This window comes from Paenibacillus sp. WG02, assembly GCF_055396115.1.
In genome coordinates, this window is sequence record NZ_AP036016.1 from 8,385,556 (window position 1) to 8,404,279 (window position 18,724).

Annotated in this window: 17 protein-coding genes and 1 pseudogene; 2 read left to right on the plus strand and 16 right to left on the minus strand. The window is 42.4% G+C overall.

Annotated elements, in window-relative coordinates:
* Nucleotides 1–122 precede the first annotated feature (122 nt).
* From ACBP55_RS37945 to ACBP55_RS37980, 8 genes and pseudogenes are all read right to left on the minus strand, one after another.
* Nucleotides 123–2,546, minus strand: coding sequence for an EAL domain-containing protein (locus ACBP55_RS37945; RefSeq protein ID WP_464648785.1), 2,424 nt, complete (start codon nucleotides 2,544–2,546; stop codon nucleotides 123–125).
* Nucleotides 2,547–2,714: 168 nt separating this feature from the next.
* On the minus strand, nucleotides 2,715–3,014 hold the full coding sequence (locus ACBP55_RS37950; RefSeq protein WP_464653570.1) for an LPXTG cell wall anchor domain-containing protein: 300 nt from the start codon (nucleotides 3,012–3,014) through the stop codon (nucleotides 2,715–2,717).
* Between the two features lie 39 nt (nucleotides 3,015–3,053).
* Nucleotides 3,054–3,194, minus strand: a pseudogene (locus ACBP55_RS37955) (hypothetical protein); the annotation flags it as partial.
* A gap of 14 nt (nucleotides 3,195–3,208) precedes the next feature.
* Entirely contained in the window at nucleotides 3,209–4,855 is a 1,647-nt protein-coding gene (locus tag ACBP55_RS37960; protein WP_464648786.1) for a sensor histidine kinase, read from the minus strand.
* Between the two features lie 206 nt (nucleotides 4,856–5,061).
* Nucleotides 5,062–6,762, minus strand: a complete 1,701-nt coding sequence (locus tag ACBP55_RS37965) for an S-layer homology domain-containing protein (protein ID WP_464648788.1) — start codon at nucleotides 6,760–6,762, stop codon at nucleotides 5,062–5,064.
* Nucleotides 6,763–6,827: 65 nt separating this feature from the next.
* Nucleotides 6,828–9,608: a hemoblobin-interacting domain-containing protein gene (locus ACBP55_RS37970; RefSeq protein ID WP_464648790.1), complete on the minus strand. Its 2,781-nt coding sequence runs from the start codon at nucleotides 9,606–9,608 to the stop codon at nucleotides 6,828–6,830.
* Between the two features lie 145 nt (nucleotides 9,609–9,753).
* On the minus strand, nucleotides 9,754–10,386 hold the full coding sequence (locus ACBP55_RS37975; RefSeq protein ID WP_464648792.1) for a response regulator: 633 nt from the start codon (nucleotides 10,384–10,386) through the stop codon (nucleotides 9,754–9,756).
* A 60-nt stretch (nucleotides 10,387–10,446) separates the two neighbouring features.
* On the minus strand, nucleotides 10,447–11,088 hold the full coding sequence (locus ACBP55_RS37980; RefSeq protein WP_029198114.1) for a MarC family protein: 642 nt from the start codon (nucleotides 11,086–11,088) through the stop codon (nucleotides 10,447–10,449).
* 238 nt (nucleotides 11,089–11,326) lie between these two features.
* On the opposite strand from ACBP55_RS37980, the gene ACBP55_RS37985 reads away from it, so the two are divergent.
* Complete coding sequence (locus ACBP55_RS37985) at nucleotides 11,327–11,758, plus strand: SRPBCC family protein (protein WP_464648794.1); 432 nt, start codon at nucleotides 11,327–11,329, stop codon at nucleotides 11,756–11,758.
* Between the two features lie 53 nt (nucleotides 11,759–11,811).
* Here ACBP55_RS37985 and ACBP55_RS37990 read toward each other — a convergent pair whose 3' ends face one another.
* From ACBP55_RS37990 to ACBP55_RS38020, 7 genes are all read right to left on the minus strand, one after another.
* Nucleotides 11,812–12,447 (minus strand): DUF2306 domain-containing protein, encoded by a 636-nt coding sequence (locus ACBP55_RS37990; RefSeq protein WP_464648796.1) that lies wholly within the window; start codon nucleotides 12,445–12,447, stop codon nucleotides 11,812–11,814.
* 44 nt (nucleotides 12,448–12,491) lie between these two features.
* Nucleotides 12,492–12,992 (minus strand): GNAT family N-acetyltransferase, encoded by a 501-nt coding sequence (locus ACBP55_RS37995; RefSeq protein WP_464648798.1) that lies wholly within the window; start codon nucleotides 12,990–12,992, stop codon nucleotides 12,492–12,494.
* Nucleotides 12,989–13,618, minus strand: a complete 630-nt coding sequence (locus ACBP55_RS38000; protein ID WP_464648800.1) for a VC0807 family protein — start codon at nucleotides 13,616–13,618, stop codon at nucleotides 12,989–12,991. Before ACBP55_RS38000 ends, ACBP55_RS37995 begins: the two co-directional genes overlap by 4 nt.
* A 69-nt stretch (nucleotides 13,619–13,687) precedes the next feature.
* A complete protein-coding gene (locus ACBP55_RS38005; RefSeq protein ID WP_464648802.1) occupies nucleotides 13,688–14,269 on the minus strand; it encodes a TetR/AcrR family transcriptional regulator in 582 nt (193 codons plus the stop codon).
* 216 nt (nucleotides 14,270–14,485) lie between these two features.
* Complete coding sequence (locus tag ACBP55_RS38010; protein ID WP_464648804.1) at nucleotides 14,486–15,256, minus strand: DODA-type extradiol aromatic ring-opening family dioxygenase; 771 nt, start codon at nucleotides 15,254–15,256, stop codon at nucleotides 14,486–14,488.
* A 4-nt stretch (nucleotides 15,257–15,260) separates the two neighbouring features.
* Nucleotides 15,261–15,923: an alpha/beta hydrolase gene (locus ACBP55_RS38015; RefSeq protein WP_464648806.1), complete on the minus strand. Its 663-nt coding sequence runs from the start codon at nucleotides 15,921–15,923 to the stop codon at nucleotides 15,261–15,263.
* A 20-nt stretch (nucleotides 15,924–15,943) separates the two neighbouring features.
* Nucleotides 15,944–16,348, minus strand: coding sequence for a DoxX family protein (locus ACBP55_RS38020; RefSeq protein WP_464648808.1), 405 nt, complete (start codon nucleotides 16,346–16,348; stop codon nucleotides 15,944–15,946).
* Nucleotides 16,349–16,492: 144 nt separating this feature from the next.
* Here ACBP55_RS38020 and ACBP55_RS38025 point away from each other — a divergent pair, with 144 nt between their 5' ends.
* Nucleotides 16,493–17,044: a helix-turn-helix domain-containing protein gene (locus ACBP55_RS38025; protein ID WP_464648809.1), complete on the plus strand. Its 552-nt coding sequence runs from the start codon at nucleotides 16,493–16,495 to the stop codon at nucleotides 17,042–17,044.
* A gap of 76 nt (nucleotides 17,045–17,120) precedes the next feature.
* Here the strand turns inward: ACBP55_RS38025 and ACBP55_RS38030 are convergent, their stop codons facing one another.
* On the minus strand, nucleotides 17,121–18,701 hold the full coding sequence (locus ACBP55_RS38030; protein WP_464648810.1) for a SagB family peptide dehydrogenase: 1,581 nt from the start codon (nucleotides 18,699–18,701) through the stop codon (nucleotides 17,121–17,123).
* Nucleotides 18,702–18,724: the final 23 nt, after the last annotated feature.

The window sequence follows — 18,724 nt, forward strand, 5'->3', positions numbered from 1 at the left end:
ACAATGCAAGTAAATTACAATTTCGGGAGGACTCAGAATGGTTGGAAAGCGCAAAAATGACTGGATAAGGATCTACTTGTCCAGTCATTTTGTATGAGGCTCATCTTCTCGAGGAGCTATTACTATGAACGATTCTTTAAGAAAATGGATAGATCTTCACCGGACACTGGGCGACTAAAAAAGTATCCTTGTGCTTCGTTACATTGTCTCTGCCTAAGGAAATGTAACTGCTCCTGCGTTTCAACGCCTTCCGCAATTACTTTTAAGTCCAGATTGTGTGCCATATCGATGATGGTATGAACGAGTGCTGCGTCCTTTGAATCCGCAAAAATATTGCTTGTAAAAGAGCGGTCAATTTTTAAACTGTCGATGGGGAAAAGTTTCAAATAACTTAAAGAAGAATAGCCTGTTCCGAAATCGTCAATGGAAAGATGAATTCCCATGGTTTTAAGTTTTTGCATCGTAGTAATCGCATACTTCGAATCTTGGATGATGCTTTCTGTCAGTTCAAGCTCCAGATATTGAGGGTCTAGTTCCGTTTCTTTTAACGTGTTACTAATCATCTCAACTAGATTATTTTGTTGAAATTGGCGGGACGAAATATTTACAGCGATACGCATATGCGGATAGCCCATATTTTGCCAAATTTTATTTTGATGACATGCCTCATAAAGTACCCATTCGCCTATTGGGATGATGAGTCCCGTTTCCTCCGCTAAAGGAATAAACTCATCGGGAGAAATATTTCCCCACTCCGGATGCTGCCAGCGGATCAGGGCTTCTACACCAATCATTTTACCGGAAATGACATCCATCTGCGGTTGATAGTAAACCTTAAACTCACCTCGCTCCAAACCTTTGCGCAGTCCCATCTCTAGCTTCATTTTTTGAGACACAATTTCATTCATGTCAGGTGTATAAAACTGGAAATTATTCTTTCCTTGCTCTTTTACACGGTACATGGCTGTATCCGCATTCTTGATCAAAGTCTCGATATCCCTGCCATCGGCCGGATACAGGCTAATCCCAATCGATGGGGTTACGAACATCTCGTGTTCACTGATCACAACCGATTGCGTGAATATATGGATTATTTTTTGGGCTTTTTTCGTAACCTCATCCGAAGTCGTATTAGGGAGAAGCACAATAAACTCATCTCCGCCTTGGCGTGAAACGGTATCCATTTTACCCATGCTATCTCGAATTCGCTTGGCAACCTCAATCAATAAACGATCACCCATGGCATGACCTAATGTGTCGTTGATATATTTGAAACGGTCCAAATCGATAAACATAATCCCTATGATCTGCTTATTTTCCCTTGCTTGATCCAATGCTTGCGTGAGGCGGTCATTGAGTAAATGTCGATTCGGCAGTCCTGTCAAAGGATCAAGATAAACCATTTGATTGATTTTTTCTTCGGCTTTTTTGCGCTCTGTAATATCTCGAATGATGCTGCTGAAGTAGGTATTTCCCTCTTCTACCCAAGTGGCAAGAGACAGTTCGATAGGAAACTCACTTCCATCTTCTCTCAGTCCTTGCAATTCGACGGTTTTGCCAATAACGTGAGGTGTACCTGTGGAAAGGTATCGTTCCATTCCCTTTTTATGAGCTTCTCTGTATCGTTCAGGTATGATAATTTGCAGTTTTTTGCCTATTGTGTCCTTTTCATGATATCCAAAAATGTGCTGGGCTCCGTTGTTCCATGAAATAATGGTGCCCGTGCTGTCGGCTAAAATAATGGCGTCATTAGCGGACTCGATCACGGAACGGAATTTTCTTTCTGAAACTAAAGATTGTGATTCAAAGCGGTTTTCAATAAAGGTGCTGATAAACACCAATCCCAAAATAATCAGCATACCAATTCCGATCGAATACGCTAGAAGCGTATTATCGAACGATGATCCCGACAAGCTAATATGTTGATGATCGTGTTTGAACGTTGCCGCCGACATCCCCGTGAAATGCATACCCGCTATAGCTACTCCCATAACGAGGGCACTTCCTGCTTTTCTCCATCCAAAACCAGGTTTATTCGAATTTTGTCTTGCCAGAAACAACAAAAGCAAAGCTACTAAGGATACGACAAAAGCAATGATAGCAGAAAGAGCCCATAGAAACCGATTATACGTAATTGTTGCTTCCATCACCATGGCTTCCATCCCGATATAGTGCATAGAAACAATACCAATTCCAATGAAAAGGGCACCCGTAATGACTTGGAATGTACGCATAGAAGGTTGACTTACAATATGTAAGGCTAACCCAGATGAAAGAATCGCAGGAAAAATCGAAACAATGACCAGCGTTAAATTGTAGGTAACAGGGACGGACAAATGGAAAGCAAGCATAGCTATAAAATGCATGGACCAAATGCCCATACCCATTGCAAATGCTCCGCCAGATAACCATATGTAACGGGCATATCCTTTTGCTTTATGTATACGGACTCCAAGATCCAATGCAGCAAACGAAGCAATTATCGCGATAATAATAGAAAGTAGGACAAGGGGGAAGTCATAGGTGTTTGAGAGTGTCTCCATCATGAATATTTAAAACTCCTTATTTGTCTCAGAAAACGACAATTTCCAATTATATTCGACTAGTATATTCGCCTAGTTTCCTTCTTTTTCCTGCTTGAATAATGCTAGCCTTGGCTTTAGTCAACATAAAAAGAACAGACCAGGAAAAAGCTCTCCTGATCTGCTCTTTACTTATAATCTCATCAAAGCTCGCCGCTCCGCCTGTGGTTTACATTGATCACATACGCCCAATACCTGACCGCCTTCTGATGAATAAAAATAAAGACGCTTGGCTTTTTTTCGACAAAAGCTACAAGTTTGTTTATTCGCCGAACTCTTTTTTTGTTTAAGTGATAATTGAATTACTTTTCTTGTTTCAAGTTTATCCCTTTTCTTGCGTGCAAACAGGAACAAAAAAATCAGAACGATTATTAATACAATTATGATTAAAAACCAATACATTTGCTGATCCCTGCCTTTGGAATGACCTATTAATCAGAATCATTCGACGCAGCAATCACAAAACCTCCTTCATCTCACTACCTCTTCCATGCTGACCGGTAGTTTGGATATAGCTTCAGGGGGAATTGGGATAGAGAAATAAAAGATACTACCCTGTGAAGGCGTACTGTCAAACCAAATTTCTCCCCCATTTAAGCGGACAAATTCCCTACATAAGGTGAGCCCTAAACCGACGCCCCGCTCCCCGCTGTTCCCGTCGAAGAAATCGGATAGGCTTCCTGCAGCAACGTATTAGCTTTATCTGAAGATATACCTTCCCCTGTATCACTTACAGATACAATCATTTTGTTATCTCTACGATCTGCTTTTAATCGGATGGTACCACCAGAGTCGGTAAATTTAATAGCATTAGATAGCAGGTTTCGGATAATCAAATCGAGCATTTCTTTATCCGCATAGACAAACGTACCTATTGCTATGTCGGATATCAATTGGATATGCTTACCCTCGCTGCGAACATGCAGCAAACGCAAATTGGTCTGAACCGCGTGAGCTAGATCCCTTTCAACCGGATGAAAAATCATGCCTCCCTTTTGACTCCGAAACCAGTCCAGCAAGCTTTCTACCAGTGTAAATGTATTCTGAATTTGCTGTCCCATCTCGTGTACGATTTCCTCATGGTTCTCGCCGCAAGCCTGCATCTCCTCTTCCATTAACTCCATCAAATTGATGAGTACGGCAAGGGGATCGCGAATATCATGAGCAACTACATTAAACATCTTATCCTTAAACGTGTTCAGTTCGCTCAACTGCCTTGCATTTTCAAGCAGTCTTTCCTCTGACCGTACCATTTCCGTTACATTGCTTAATAAAAGCATTTTACCAACGGGCTTTTGGTTGATATCACTAATAAATGATATATGAATATTATAAAATTGTTCATCAGTTTGACTTGAAATTTGGACTTTACTATCCAAAGAGGGTCCTTGCATGATTTTCTCAAGCAGCACGGGATATTGAAAAAATACTTGAACAGCAGGCTGCCCAATCCATTTATGACTTATACCTTCGATAACTCGATTGGCTGACTGGTTAAAACTGGTTAGCGTGTTATCCAAATCGAACACCATAACAGCATCCTGCATCGATGCGAATACCTTTTGCAGTGCCAATGGGGCTAATCTCAGCATATTGAATTGATAAATGCCCCACATAAAGAATATACCCGAAAATACAAATCCAAATGGGGATATATCAATTGGCATATAGATAACGCCACTTAAATAAACCAGCGTAAAGCCATACGGCCCCCATGATCCAATGATCATAAAGGTTATTTGCTTCTTCATGCGGGGTGTTGCTTTACGGAACATTTGAATCAGTAAACCCATACCTACTACAAAAAATGTGTAAGAGTAAGCGACATGAAGTTTGTATAAAGGTCCTTTTTCCAAAGTAACCAGCGGGAAACCTTCTGAGTAATTTAATGTCATGCTTTTATAAAATAAGTGATGCCATTCGTTCGTATTATGAGCTACAAATGTAATAGCGGGAACGATCATAAGGAGTGCAATAACCCATTTATTCACATATTTTTGTCGTCCTGTGTATTGCAGAACCAGAACAAACCAAAGAATTGTACCAAAAGGAATGCCTATATATTCAATTCGCAGCCAGAAGCGTATTTGTTCTAAAGTCGTACTGACAATTTCAAAAGCATATCCGAATGTGTAAAACGCACCCGTTAACAAACCCAAGCCATAGCTTATAGCAATGGGAAGCTCTCTTCTTTTCCAAGAGAGGTAGGTGATTACCAATGAACAGCAGGTAGCTGCCATTAGTAGTACGGATAAATACAAATTATAGCTCATAACTGCTAGCCCCCGTGCAGGATTATAACTGTTCACTCTGCACCCTCTATGTTATCAGAAGAGGAGGAAAAAAACATAAGAATTTGTCGGAATAACTCGAATTTTTCTACATTTAGAGAAAACTTCCGTACACACAATAAAACAGTATCGAAAGCAGGCTTTCTCCTGCTTCAGATACTGTTTTTCTAAATAAGTGGTGCATCTAATTAGTTGATGAACTGAGTGTACTGAAGCAATCGTTTCAGCATGACAACAGCTTGCGCACGGCTTGCATTGGCTGACGGAACAAAAGTGGTATCTGTCATACCGGAGATAATGCCAGCTTTAACGGATTGTGAGACGGATGACATCGCCCAATCACTGATTTTCAAACTATCGTTAAATTTATTCAGTAATTCCGCTTGGCTGTCGACTATTTTTCCAGCGGCGCTTAACGCTTTAGCTACCATCACAGCCATTTGTTCACGGGTTATAGGCGCGTTAGGCTTGAAAGAACCGTCTTCATAGCCGCTAACAAGCTTCGCTTTAACGGCAGCCCCAATGGAGCCCGCAAACCAATCGGTTGCATGAACATCGTTGAATGAAGCTGCTTCTGCATTTGAAGTTAATGCCAGCGAACGTACGAGCAACGCTGCAAACTCAGCACGCGTAATATTATGGTCTGGAGCAAAACTCGTATCGGTTGCACCACTTACGACCATTTTGGAAGCAAGCAGTTCAATATCTGATTTAGCCCAATGTCCTTTGATGTCATCAAAGGATTTGGAGGAAGTAACGACCGAATAAATACTGTTTCCGTTTCTTTTAATATTTGCTTTTGTTGTTCCATCAGAATTCTCTTCGAAAACGGTCGGCACGAAGGAAATATCATGGCTAATTGGATCATAAAGAATTCCTGTGGACGTTTTCGGATCTATAGATCCTGTATAAACAATTTCCCGATTCACATAGTGGGTTCCAAAGTTATTCAACTCCACTGTTTTACCATTACCTTCAGCGGTAACGCCGAAATCAACCGAATGGCCTAACGAAGCGGCTCCTTTTTTTCCTGCACTCTCTTGAATCTGCTTCTCGATATCCGTCCCCATGGAAGAAATATTAATATGAAGGATCACGCCCGAACTGTCTGCTCCTAACGATTTGGCAATGGTTTCGAGATCCAGCACCTGTAAAGGAAGGGAATAGGATTCCTTATCTGAATAAATCCGAATCACTGCATTCGATACACTTTTCATTCCTTCCAACAATATGGACGCTGGAATAGAAACATTGGCTTTACCATCAGCTTCTAAGTTGCTGATTTTAATCGCAATGACTGGCGCTCCATCCGTCTTGCCCTGTTCCTTAAGCTGATTAAAAGCATCACCCAAAAATTTATTATCAATGGTAACTGTGGTTGTAACCTTGCCGTCAGGACCAGTGACTTTAATTGATGTAATTGCACTTGGACTTATTTCGACATTTCCATCAGTCACAATGTTGCTGGGACCACCGCCGCCGCCACCGCCTGCTGGCGGTGGTGGAGGTGGCGCAGGTGGCGCTGTAACAATAAGGTCTTTCGTGTCTACAGTGTCCGCTTGCCCAACAACCACTTTATAAGTTCCGGTGGACTCATTGCTGCCCAAAACAAACGAATCGGTGAACTTTCCATTTGTGACTTTGACAATATCAAAAAATAATACACTTCCTGTTGGACGAATCACCTTCACGATGACTTCGGAATTGGTGGATGTTCCCGAGATTGTTACCGTTCCACCAAGGTTTATAGATGAAATTGGCGAAATCACGACTTGTGACGCGATTTGGTTTGCTGATGCCGATACGGGGGCTAGTGCTGTACTGGCCAACGCAATGGAAAGAGCAATCGATGAGCATAGAATAAGCTTTAACGGTTTCACGATGTTCATTTCCTCACTTTCTTAAGTAGTTGAAACTGCCCTGAAGAGGCAGTTTCAACGTGTTTTTAGTAAAATTAATCATTTTGGTATTGAATGATATCATATTCGGCATCAGTGATTGATCTAGCTAAGTTTACTCCAACCGATAACGGGCTATTGCTGTATTCGCTCACGACGAAAGCTCTGACCTTATAATTAGGATTCGTAGTGGCATCGGCTACATTAAAGTTAGCAGTAAATGTCCCCGATTGGAAATAATCGGATTCTGCAGCAACAATGCTTACTGGCAATTGTCCATTCATCAATTGGAAAATGACGTGTAGATGACCATTGGACTGATTTTGTGCAATTCTCACTTTGGCTGTAATTCCGTTTGCTATTTCCATTTTAACCGGCGTTATATAGTAGGAATCCTGGCTTCGAATAGCATTCATGTTATCTGTATATCTATCATTGAATCCGTCCGCATAAACAATGACTCTGTAATTAACTTCTTGTTCTAATACGCCTGGAAGAATCGTAAGTTTGCCCGCACTTATCGTATATTGGTCCGGTGATAAAATTCTCTCTGACCAGTTGTAAGCAGCCTCAGATAAAACAACTTTCTGAATTTTACTTCTCCAAATCGCATTATCTTCAAAAGTCAGAACACTAGGAACATTGCTAAATAATGATCCCGTTAAACTAGGTGTATAATTCGTGTCAATATCTCCCGTGATGACGGAAGTTGTTAGCACATTTCCATATGTCTCTTTAAGAACATTACCCGCAATTTTGATTTGAAGGTTTCCTTGAATAAGATTATGGAAATAGACATACAAGGAACCATTCGTAATGGTCACCCCATCACCCGGTTGAAGTGGTAAGAAGGTTGCACCCTTATCGGTTGAATATGTGACATACTCCTTTAAATGGGAGCCTGCTGTATCAACTGTATTATCTACCAAGTCAGTAGCGTTATTATTATAAAAATATAACTCTACGGTATGGCTTGTTATTAAATACGCCCTGCTAAATTCAGGCGGGTACATGTTATGTGGCGTTAATTGCTCGGTTGTAATTGGGTCCGTCAGAGCATTATTATGTGTATCTGCAACTACATTAGCTGCAATATGAATCTCAATATTGTTGTCTACCAACGGTGCTGCGAAATGGAGCACTAACTTATTGTCAATAAAAGTGATTGTGGTGGATGATTCTATGGATCTCTCCACTCCATTAATTGTTAGTTTAATGGCAGCTTTAAGATCATCCACTGATGCTGTGTTGTTTTTTACATTTTTGTCGAAAAAGAGTGTCCAATCATGGTTTAGATTATCAATGCTTGAATGTAAATAACGTGGTGGAACTGTTGTTGCTACATCGATAAATTTCGTTACGACTCCTGTGTCCAGAACATTGCCTGACTCATCCTTAAGTGCTCCTGAGCGAATGGCAATTTTGTTATTAGTTCCAGTGAGTGGTGAATTTAGGGTAACTATCATTTTATTATTTAATAATTCAACAGTACCTCCAACATACCTTAACGGCTGAAAGGAGCCACTTTCACTTTTTTCTATATAAATATAATCAGATAATGATTGTACGCACCAAAAATAAGGACAGCTTTGTGTAACGTTATTTACAAGTGTTTTATCGAATGTCAACTTTACTACTTTATGGTCCGCGCTGATTTCTGAACTTTGGTAGACTGGCGCCGTAATATCACGTGCAACAATGGACGCCGTCGTTAATTCACCAACGACAAGACCAATGCTGCTTTTTAAAGCATTAGCTGCTATTTTAACTTTATAGCTGCCTGGTGCTAACGGTGTGAAGAAATGGAGGTTGAAGCTGCCGTTTCCTATCCTATTAATGGAAAAAGGTTGCAAGTTTTTATTTACATCAGCCTTATCATTCAAACCTAGCGCTGTATACGCGCCATCATCCTTGGAAATCGTAATGGCTGCTTTTAATGCATCATCACTCATATTGTTGACAACACCCTGACTGAAAGTGATACCTAAATCTGAGTTATAATTATACAAATTGTAATTAGAATAAGTGATGACTTCTGTGTTCAAATCTGCATACATAGTATCGTTCACATTGCTGTTGGCACCCTTCACAGCGCCATTTAATACTTGAATCGACTTGTATCCGCTTAGTGGTGCAGCGAAGGCAATAACCATTTGGTTTCCGCTTACGGAGATAGTATCGTCTTTGCTCAAACGAATGAAATCTGAATGATCGTACATGGTTTTGATTTTAACAAAATCGTATAGATCTACATTATAGGTTACCGATGTTACCGAATATGTTGCTGTCTGTACTGTTGTGTTAAATGTCAAAGTTACATTCTTCAGATCACTGCTAATAGCCGTGCTATCAAGATGAGGAACAGTTACATCCTGTGCGGCAATCAAGCCGCTGACTTGGTCGGAAGTTACTGTGTAACTGGAATCCAGACTGCCTACTAAAGCACCCGCTTTGACGCGAATCTGATTGGAATTGCCTATTAAAGATGAGTTGAAGTGAACAATGACAGCACCTGTGTCAGAGATCCACGCATCGCCGCCATAATTAGTAATACTATTAAACGCGCCATCAATGGATCCTTTTACCTCAATCAGTGATCTCCAATCTTCAACCTCTTGAGACCCTTGCACTCGCACATTCAATGTTAATGTCACATCGTGGTTGGCATTGCTGATGGCCGCGTTCTCCAGTGTAATAGCTGAACCCGTAATTGCAGCTGCTTGCGCTGTTGTTGTAAAGCTTGTGCTAAGCGGCATAATGACTACCGTCAAAGCTAATAGAAAAGATAAAAGTCTTCCCGTAACTTGTTTTCTCAATCCCTTGCTTTGCTTAAACATGGAACAACCTCATTCCTATCAATTTTTTTCATATTCCATTTCTTCTGCCAATTATAGACTTTGTACCTAAAAATGAGATGTAACTAAAGTTATAACTCTTAAAATAATGTCGAAAAACCCATAAACATGTCGTCTATGGGTTCTTTTACTTATATTTGATTGTATAGTGAACCCATGAAAATATTAGGGTAGGATCTTCAGACTCTCTTAGCCTTACAACAGCTTGTACCCGCCGTGTAATACCAAGCTTGCCGTATGAGCGATTCACATGACCTTTGACCGTTCCTTCTGTTAATCCAAACCGATCGGCAATCTCCTTATTGGATAGCCCCTCTGCGATTGCTAATACAATATCTGTTTCCCGTTTTGTCAGTGGATCAACAAGAGGCGACGGTGTCTGCTCAAAATCGATTTCCGGAGCCTTTTCGGAAAGTGCTCTTTGGACAGTTTCTCGTAGCCGTTCTTGAGAAAGGGGCTTGACAATGTAATCATAGGCATAAACGTCGAATGCAGGCAAAGCATATTCCTTGTGCGATGTAACAAATACCAGCTTCATTTGCCAGCCGTTCACTCTTAACCGTTTCGCAAACTCAAGACCGCTTTCCCTTGGCATACCAATATCCATAAATACCAAGTCTGCATGATTGTTCATCAAAAATGTAAATGCCGCTGATGTCTCCTGGAAATTTCCCACGATTTCTACTTCAGCGGTCTTGGCAAGCATGTGTTTCATTATCAAGTGAATCGCCTTTTCATCATCAATAATAACGACTTTCATCCCGTGCTCCCCTCTTAACTCGTCCGAAGAGTATCCATTGGCTTTGGCAATCAGTAACAATTAGGGTGAAATTTTCAGAATTTGCCGGATAATCGGCGTAATTCCGCTTACCATAAACTCAATGGCAATCACCATAACAATTAGACCCATTAAACGCATTAGCACATTATTGCCCGTTGGGCCAATCCATCGATAAATTTTAGCTGAGTTAACAAGGACAATGTAAGTAAGCATAAGTACAACCGCAATTACAACTATTAATATAATCTTTTCCATAAAATTTGTCGTAGATTCCATAAGAACAATTCCATTCGTAATTGCCCCAGGACCACAAATCATTGGAATAGCCAATGGTGTAATGGAAATATCATTTACATAGGCATCGACATCCGCTTTATCAACCTTTGTACGAACAAGTCGTGCCTGAAGCATATCCTGTCCCATTAAAATGAAAATAACCCCACCGACAATCTTTAAACTGTTAATTGAAATGTTGAAAAAGTGAAACACCCATTCGCCTGTTGTTGAGAAAATGAGCAATGTAAAAAATGAAACAACTACTGCTTTGCGAGCCGTATGGACTTTCTTCTGTGATTCAAGATCGGCTGTCATCGACATAAAGATTGGCATGATAGCAAGTGGATTAATGAGTGTAAAGAATGAAGTGAGGCTCAGCAATAAAAATGATGTGTACAGATCCATATAGTCTCTCCTATTTGTATGCTCAGTGTCCTTGTTCCAGTTGACTAACGAATGGGATCATTATATCACATATCTTTGCTTAACCACCCGAAGCCAATTACATACCATCCAAATCACGGATAGAAAAATCTTTGCTCCTTGTCGCGTTTTTACGATACTCCCTTTTTTTCCATGTGCTAATATTTCATATTAATAACCGATAATTCGAGGTAAACACTTAAAAGAGAGGTAATAAATCATGAGCAACAATCTATCCATTGAAAAGCAACGAGAAATTCATGCAACGGCGAAGACGGTTTGGAATATTCTTACAATCCCTGTTTCTATTAAACAATGGTTGGGAGTGACGATCCAGACGGATTGGATGGTAGGACATCCTATTTCCTTTTCCTTCACTTGGGATGGGAAAGCATTTGAGGATAAAGGACATCTATTGAAGCTTGAAGCTCTACAGGCTTTTGCTTACGACTACTGGAGCGGACTTTTCGGGACTGCCGACAGCCCAGAAAACTATTCGATGATCGAATTCACATTAATAGACAATGAAAACAAGACCATGCTGAAATTAAATCACAGTAACTTTTCCACATTGACCATGTACGAACATTCGGATAAAAACTGGGAAGAAACATTGAACACCATAAAAAAACTAGCTGAAGAGGAACACTAAGTAAACAACGATCCTGAGCCTAAATCCGTACGGCCGCTTGGACACGGTTCATTCTAAACCTCCACAGCATGTGTTTTGACTGCGCTCTTACGAATAACAAGTTCAATAACAAGAAGATTAGCCACCCAGCATAACCAAGCCGAGATTCGGTAGGCAGGCTCAAATTCCCCGAATAAAATCATCAATGGCACTTGATACAATCGTAAGGTTACCGCTGCAAAAGTAATCGCATAACTTCGCAGCATCCATTTGCGATGTGCTTGAATATCTTTTCTCATTATCTTAGCAACAGCCATGTACGTCGTATACATCCATATGAGATCCATCGTAAAAAAACCAGTCCGCGCCACCCATCCACCACTGGCATAAACCGATAAATAGATGTTTATCAAACCACTTATCATAATGCATGCGACGTATATCTTCCCTAAGCGTCTGTGTATGCGTTGGGCCATATTATTGCTTTGTTTCCGGAAGATTTGAAAAGGGCCGATCAGTAAGGCCAAAGACCCTGTAGCAATATGGGCATATAAGAAATATACCCACGGCGTTACATGGAAGTCCGGACTCTTGAGCTTAAATTGAACTAATCCTGCTAGTTTCGGATCATAAAATCCATATTGAATGACAGCATACGCAACGATTAAGAAAGCAAACAGGAATAGGAAGAACATCCTTGTCTTTCGCATACGGGTGATCACCTCGCCATCTCTTTTTTGGTTCTAATGTGGCCCTACAAGATTTTCTCAAAACACATATAAGGCACTTCCCGAAAAGGAAATTTGATCTCTCCCACCTGGTGATATCCAGCCCGACTGTACATGCTTAAAGCGCCGCGATTCCCTGTGTAGACATCCAAACGAATGCTGCTATTTCCCTGCTGTCCCGCAAGGTTCTCAGCAAATTGCAGCAACTGCTTGCCTAACCCTCTACCTTGATATTCGGGATGCACAGCCAATCGATGAATACAAGCTGACTTCCCTTGTGTATCGCTCCATTGTAATGCACTATATTTCGCGCTTTGCTTCGTGTCGAGGACAACAACGGCTACGATTTGATCGTCCATGCTTATCCCGAAAAGATTCTTATTTCGTAGGTCGCTTCCGATGACAATGCCGTTTGGGTAAAATCGATCCCATTGATGGATTCCTTTTCGTTTTAAATCCTGCGTTACGGATCGAAATAAGGACTTAACCCCGCTCTTATCCTTGCTTTCCAATCGCATAATGGTCATATCAAGCTACCTTTCAGCTCTATATTCCGCTTGATCTCATTCAATCGTTTGGCCGAATGCTTCCTATAGATGACGGTCCAAGCTATAGCTGCTCCGATGAATCCGTAAAGGACAAGGTTAGATAAAGCAAGAAATTCAGCAGTCGTAAGCTGGAATACCATGGTAGTGCGGACGGCTGCTTCCAGAAGCAATATCACTCCCCACACAAAAGTCATTAGCCTCATCACATAACGAAAGTACTCATATTGCCAGTTGTGGACGAAATCAGGATTCCCAATAAAGCGCTTAGCCAGATAAAACATAAGGGGTCGATGGAAGAGCATTGACCCAAGGAAAACCAATCCCACAGAACCAGTGATCAAGGATTCGCGTATGAGCAGGACCTTTTCACTCCCGCCCAATGCAACAAGGACTAGTGTTACAATAAAAGTGAACAGCATTAAGGAACCAAAGGCATCGAGCTTTCGATGCTTGATAAGATGTACCAGATTGTCTACCAAAGGGACCATGGTTGCCACGGAAAGAGCCGCGATGCTCGTCATGTAATTGGAGAGCCAGACATAAAGTGCCCAAGGGATGATTCCGTTAATAAGTAGCGTTAAGATGATATATTGACGTTTTGACATGTTTTAGACGTCCTTTCGATGGCAGGCTTTAACCTTTCTTTTTTTAGATGCTGCATCCGTACTAATTTATTACTGTAATGAGCGGAACATGAACTGCATCATATCTTGCATATTCATACTTCCCGCCTCTTGCCTAATTGTATTTTGCACACGTAATCCATACATGAACATCAGCATGCCCTCGGCCACTTTCGCTTTTTCTACGGTTGGTGGAATTACTCCACTTTGCTGTCCTACCTCAATCCATTGCACACACGTGTTCAGCGTGTATTGGTAAACACCCTTCATAATATCCGACACCTTGGGATTATCCATTTGACTTAGCAAGTAAATAAAGATTTTATTCGTTACATCCTCATGATGTGAAGTTTTCGCGATCCCTGTGGCAATAAGTTGAAGCGGATTTTCTAAGCCTTGCGATGTTGGATTGTTTACAACTTCATGAAACTTGGCATTCATTTGTTCAATTCTCGCTTTAAGCACGAGACCGAGGAGTTCATCTTTGCCAGTCACATAATGGTAAATGGCCCCCTTGGATAACCCCGTTTTGCTAATAATATCTTGCAGTGTGGTTTGTCTGCAGCCCTTCTCTCTGATTAACTCTTCCGTAGTATCGAGAATCATTTGAAAACTTGTGTTTACATGTTCCATGTTGTCTTTTCTCGCTTTCTTTGCAAATGTTTGATCAAAAAACCGACCGACGGTCTGCCGATAAATTGATCATATAATACCGACCGACGGTTTGTCAAGCGTTTCTCAGACCCGCTATATCCACTAAATTTCAACAAAAAGAGAGAGCAATTACGCTCCCTCTCCTGTCTGGTGCTATTCTGCTTTTTACTGTTGGCGCCAACTTTCTAGAGATCATCAATTAAATTGCCAGCAGCTTAAGCTTAAATTGCCGAATTGATAGCTCCGGTGAAGCAATTTCGCTTGACGGTTCCCGTCTCCCGTGCCCATCGCAAGCAACAATGGAATAAAATGCTCGTTAGTCGGTACAGCCTCCTCGGCATAAGGAGCTAATTCCCTGTAATTAAACAGCGCATTGACATCCCACGTTTCTAACTTGTTTTGCAGCCAGTTATCGAACGATTCGGCCCATTCGTCGATCCCTTCCGTCTGCCAATTTAGCTTCCGCAAGTTATGAACGGTCCCACCGCTGCCGATAATAAGAACATCCTGTTCCCTCAGCTCGGACAAAGCTTTGCCTATTTGATACTGCTGCTCATTGGTTAGATATCGGTTTACAGATAAAGCAACCACCGGTACATCTGCATCAGGGTAGATCAGCTTGAGGACTGCCCAAGCACCGTGGTCCAGTCCTCTTTCTTCGTCTAACACGCTCTGTATGCCATGCTTCGCAAACAACGAATGAATTTGTTCGCTAAGCGAACGTTCTCCATTAGCCGGGTAGGTTATCTGGTAAAGTTCATCTTGGAAGCCCGAGAAATCATAAATCGTCCCGTACGTATCGACCGCGCTAACGGTCTGCATCGATTGTTCCCAATGTGCCGAAAAAAGTACGATCGCTTTAGGCTTTATTGTACTAGCTGCAAATTCTTGGATAAATGCTGTGTAGGCATTTTGTTCCAGCACAATCGAAGGCGCGCCATGCGCGAAAAAATAAGAAGGTATCATAGGCTCATTCACTCCTTTCTACATGCACATCGGCATCCTTTTTAAGCCACTTCACAAAATCCTGTTGATTCTCCTCAGAGACGCCATGGTCGGTTGGATATGTTTTGAAAGTCAAGTTAGACGTTAGGTTTTCAAAATAAGCCGCGGTCTCATGGCCGATCCGAATCGGGAATACCGTGTCGAATTCTCCATGAGAAATAAACACCGATATATGGTTTACACTTTTCAGAGGATACTCTGTTTTCACAAAATCAGGCACATACCCATTTAACGCAACGATTCCCTTCAATTGCTCACCCATCGTAAGCGCAAGCGTCATGGATAAAATCGCGCCTTGGCTAAAGCCGAGCAAATAGCGCTTGGCCGCATCAATCGGGTACTTCTCCGTCGCATAATGAATGAATGCTTCCAACTGCTGAATCGCTTGGTCGAACATTTCCCGAATGGGATTACCCAGGCTTTTCAACTCGTAATATTGATACCCAGCACCTAATGTCAGATTTCCGCGAATACTGACAATAATAAAGTCGTCGGACACAGGCGCCACCAAACCAAACATATTTTTCTCGTTAGACCCTTTTCCATGAAGCGTGAAGATCGTCGGGTATTTTTTCTCCGGATCCATATGGGGTGGCAGTTGAATGTCATACTTATAAGTTGGGTTCATAAGATCTCTCCTCCTATGTGTTAAACTCCGCGTTTTCTAAACAATGCTTGATCGATTGATAGCGGCGAAGTGTCAGAAACAAATAGATAAATCGCTACTAACATAAAGCCTAGATCCAACTCATAACCGGCCATCTGGCTGTTCCCAAGCAATCCGGCGGATAGTTTCATCGTAAAAATCGCGCCAATGAGCATAATAATAAATAAAGCCGATACATAGCGGGTAAAGAGACCTACAATCAGCAAAATACCTCCGACCACCTCGAGAACTACAACGACATAAGCCAATATGCCAGGAACACCCATGGAACTGAACCAAGCCGCAACATTACTTAGTCCCATTTGCAATTTACTGATTCCGTGGGCTAGAAATATTATTCCCAAAACCACACGCATTAAAGTCGCCACCACTGTTACTTTCGTCATTCGTTTCCTTCTCCTTTATATAAGTAATAAGAATATTTATTTCATGTGACTAATATTAATCGCAATAGTGTAGCGTGTCAATAAAAATATTGTTATTATTAATTTATATTTCGTATTACAAATATTCTGTGGGGTGAACATTGGATGAATATTGGCTCCACCATACGGACAATCCGTAAACGTAAAAACATTACCATCGCTCAAATATGCGAAGAAACCGGCTTATCTCAAGGCTTCATGAGCCAGGTCGAAACCAATAAAACCTCGCCGTCTATCGCAACGTTGGAAAGTATCGCTAAGGCTTTGAAGGTGCCCTTGGCTTACTTGCTGCTGCAACAAGAGGAACGCATGAATATTGTCCGCAAAGAAGAACGAAGGATCACGAAAAGCGGGATTGAACATATAAAAGTGGAGCACCTAAGTTCTACAAAGAACGTACGGATGATGCTCGTCGAGTTCCCCCCCGGTGGTTCGACTGGGGAGGTTCCACATGCCCACGAGGGTGAAGAAGTTCATTTTGTCGTAAAAGGGAGAATCTTCGCTGAGCAGGGAGAAGATCAGGCTGAATTTGGAGAGGGCGACTCCTTCAGTTGGAATGCCTGCACACCCCATTTAGTGAGAAATATAGGCGAGGAAACGGCAATTGTTCTCATATCCATCTACACTGAAAGCGATCATTCAAAGGAATTCCTATAAATGCGAAATAGCAAGAACCCACAACCTGATGCGGTTGTGGGTTCTGCTATACCTTTCGCTTTCACTCAAGCCTTTTCTAGCCGTGCAAGCCTCCTACCAATCGGGGGCAAGGACGATAGGGTCCAACCGGGATTTGGATCAGGCTGGTTATTCCTTGTGAAGTCATCTTGTAGATCTCATCACACAATCTGGCATCAAATCCGAGGAGCGGATGTCCCCCTATCCCGATGGCAGATGCCGCCAACAGTAAACGCTGCACGAGCATCCCCGCTTCCATCTGTTGAATGCGATATCCCCTAAACCCCAGGGCTGTTGCGAGATGATCCTTAACCCCTGCAACATGAAAGCATAGCGGAACTTGGAAGAGGTTCACGTTGTCGGAAGGCATTCCCTGCTGCAGCCTGAGCCTATGATCTCCAAGACGTACGCGCCGTAGCGTATGAGCAGCGCTGTCATACTGGTAAGCACCGTCCGGAATGCCATCAACGTTATAGAAGCAGCCATACAGTGAGACGCGTGAAACGGGGTCCTCCTGTGCGCCATCCAAATCATTCCGATACCTGAAGGAAGCCGTTGCCTCCTGGAGCAGCAAGGCCAGCTGCTCTTGGCTTACCTTACCCATAACAAAATCACCATCCGGCGAAAACCGCTCTCGGCTTACTGACGCTAGATCATACAATGACCGCTTCACGCGGGGCAGAGCCACCACTTGATCCTCGCAGTGAACGATCTTCTCTTCCCCCATTCGCAGTAACGGTCGAAACGATTCCATTAGGGATGCTTCATTCATTTTGATTAGCATCGGAAACTCCTTGACCCTCCGAGATCGGACGTAGTGATCATGATGAACCATTGTCAGCTCCCGGCATAATTCGCTGGCGGTACTTCCCACCTCTCCCTCATTTCTATTGGCCAACCAAGAGGTCGCAGGCTCCACCGATAGCGGAATCACCGCATACACACTCTCCTCTTGTTCCGATAATCCGAGGAGATGATTCACGGCCCGATCTAGGAACTGGAAATACACGCCCGACGCAAAGTCGAACCGTTTCGCCACTTCCAAGAGCTGCCCGATCAACGCACCCGCATCCAGTCCTTGCAGGCGGTAGGAAAAGTTATTGTATTTAAAGAAGTTTTTCCAAAACAGGGACGATACAAAGACAGCACCTAAGCAAGCCGACACGTCACAGCGATTACCAAGTACCCGAGCTAAATAGGAATCGAAGTTGCCTTCGCGCAGCAACACCAAACGGTGGTGCGCCACATCATAATGATATACCCCAGCAGGCAAATCCTCTAGCTTCAGATACACGTATACTTCATTCGGATATAACGCTCCCCCGGAGGGAACAAACCGCCGGTATAACTGCATCAGACCCATGTTTTGTACCATAGAATTTGAAGCAGGAACGGACTGTGACAATTGAGTGAGACCGAATATGTACCAGAGAAAATGACCCATATGGCGAAGGTCGGGTTTCACCGACGCATCACCGCCTACGAGCGTCAGCGGTACTTCCGGAGATAACGGAACCACAGGCAAACCGCGGTATAGCTTATACGCAAGCGGTCCGTCTTCCCAATCCACCACCGAGTCCGGCGGTTTGGTCTTGTCAATGTCATAATGCAGATTGTGCAGAAACGCCTCCAGACTCATGCTTCTCCCTCCTGATATGAACA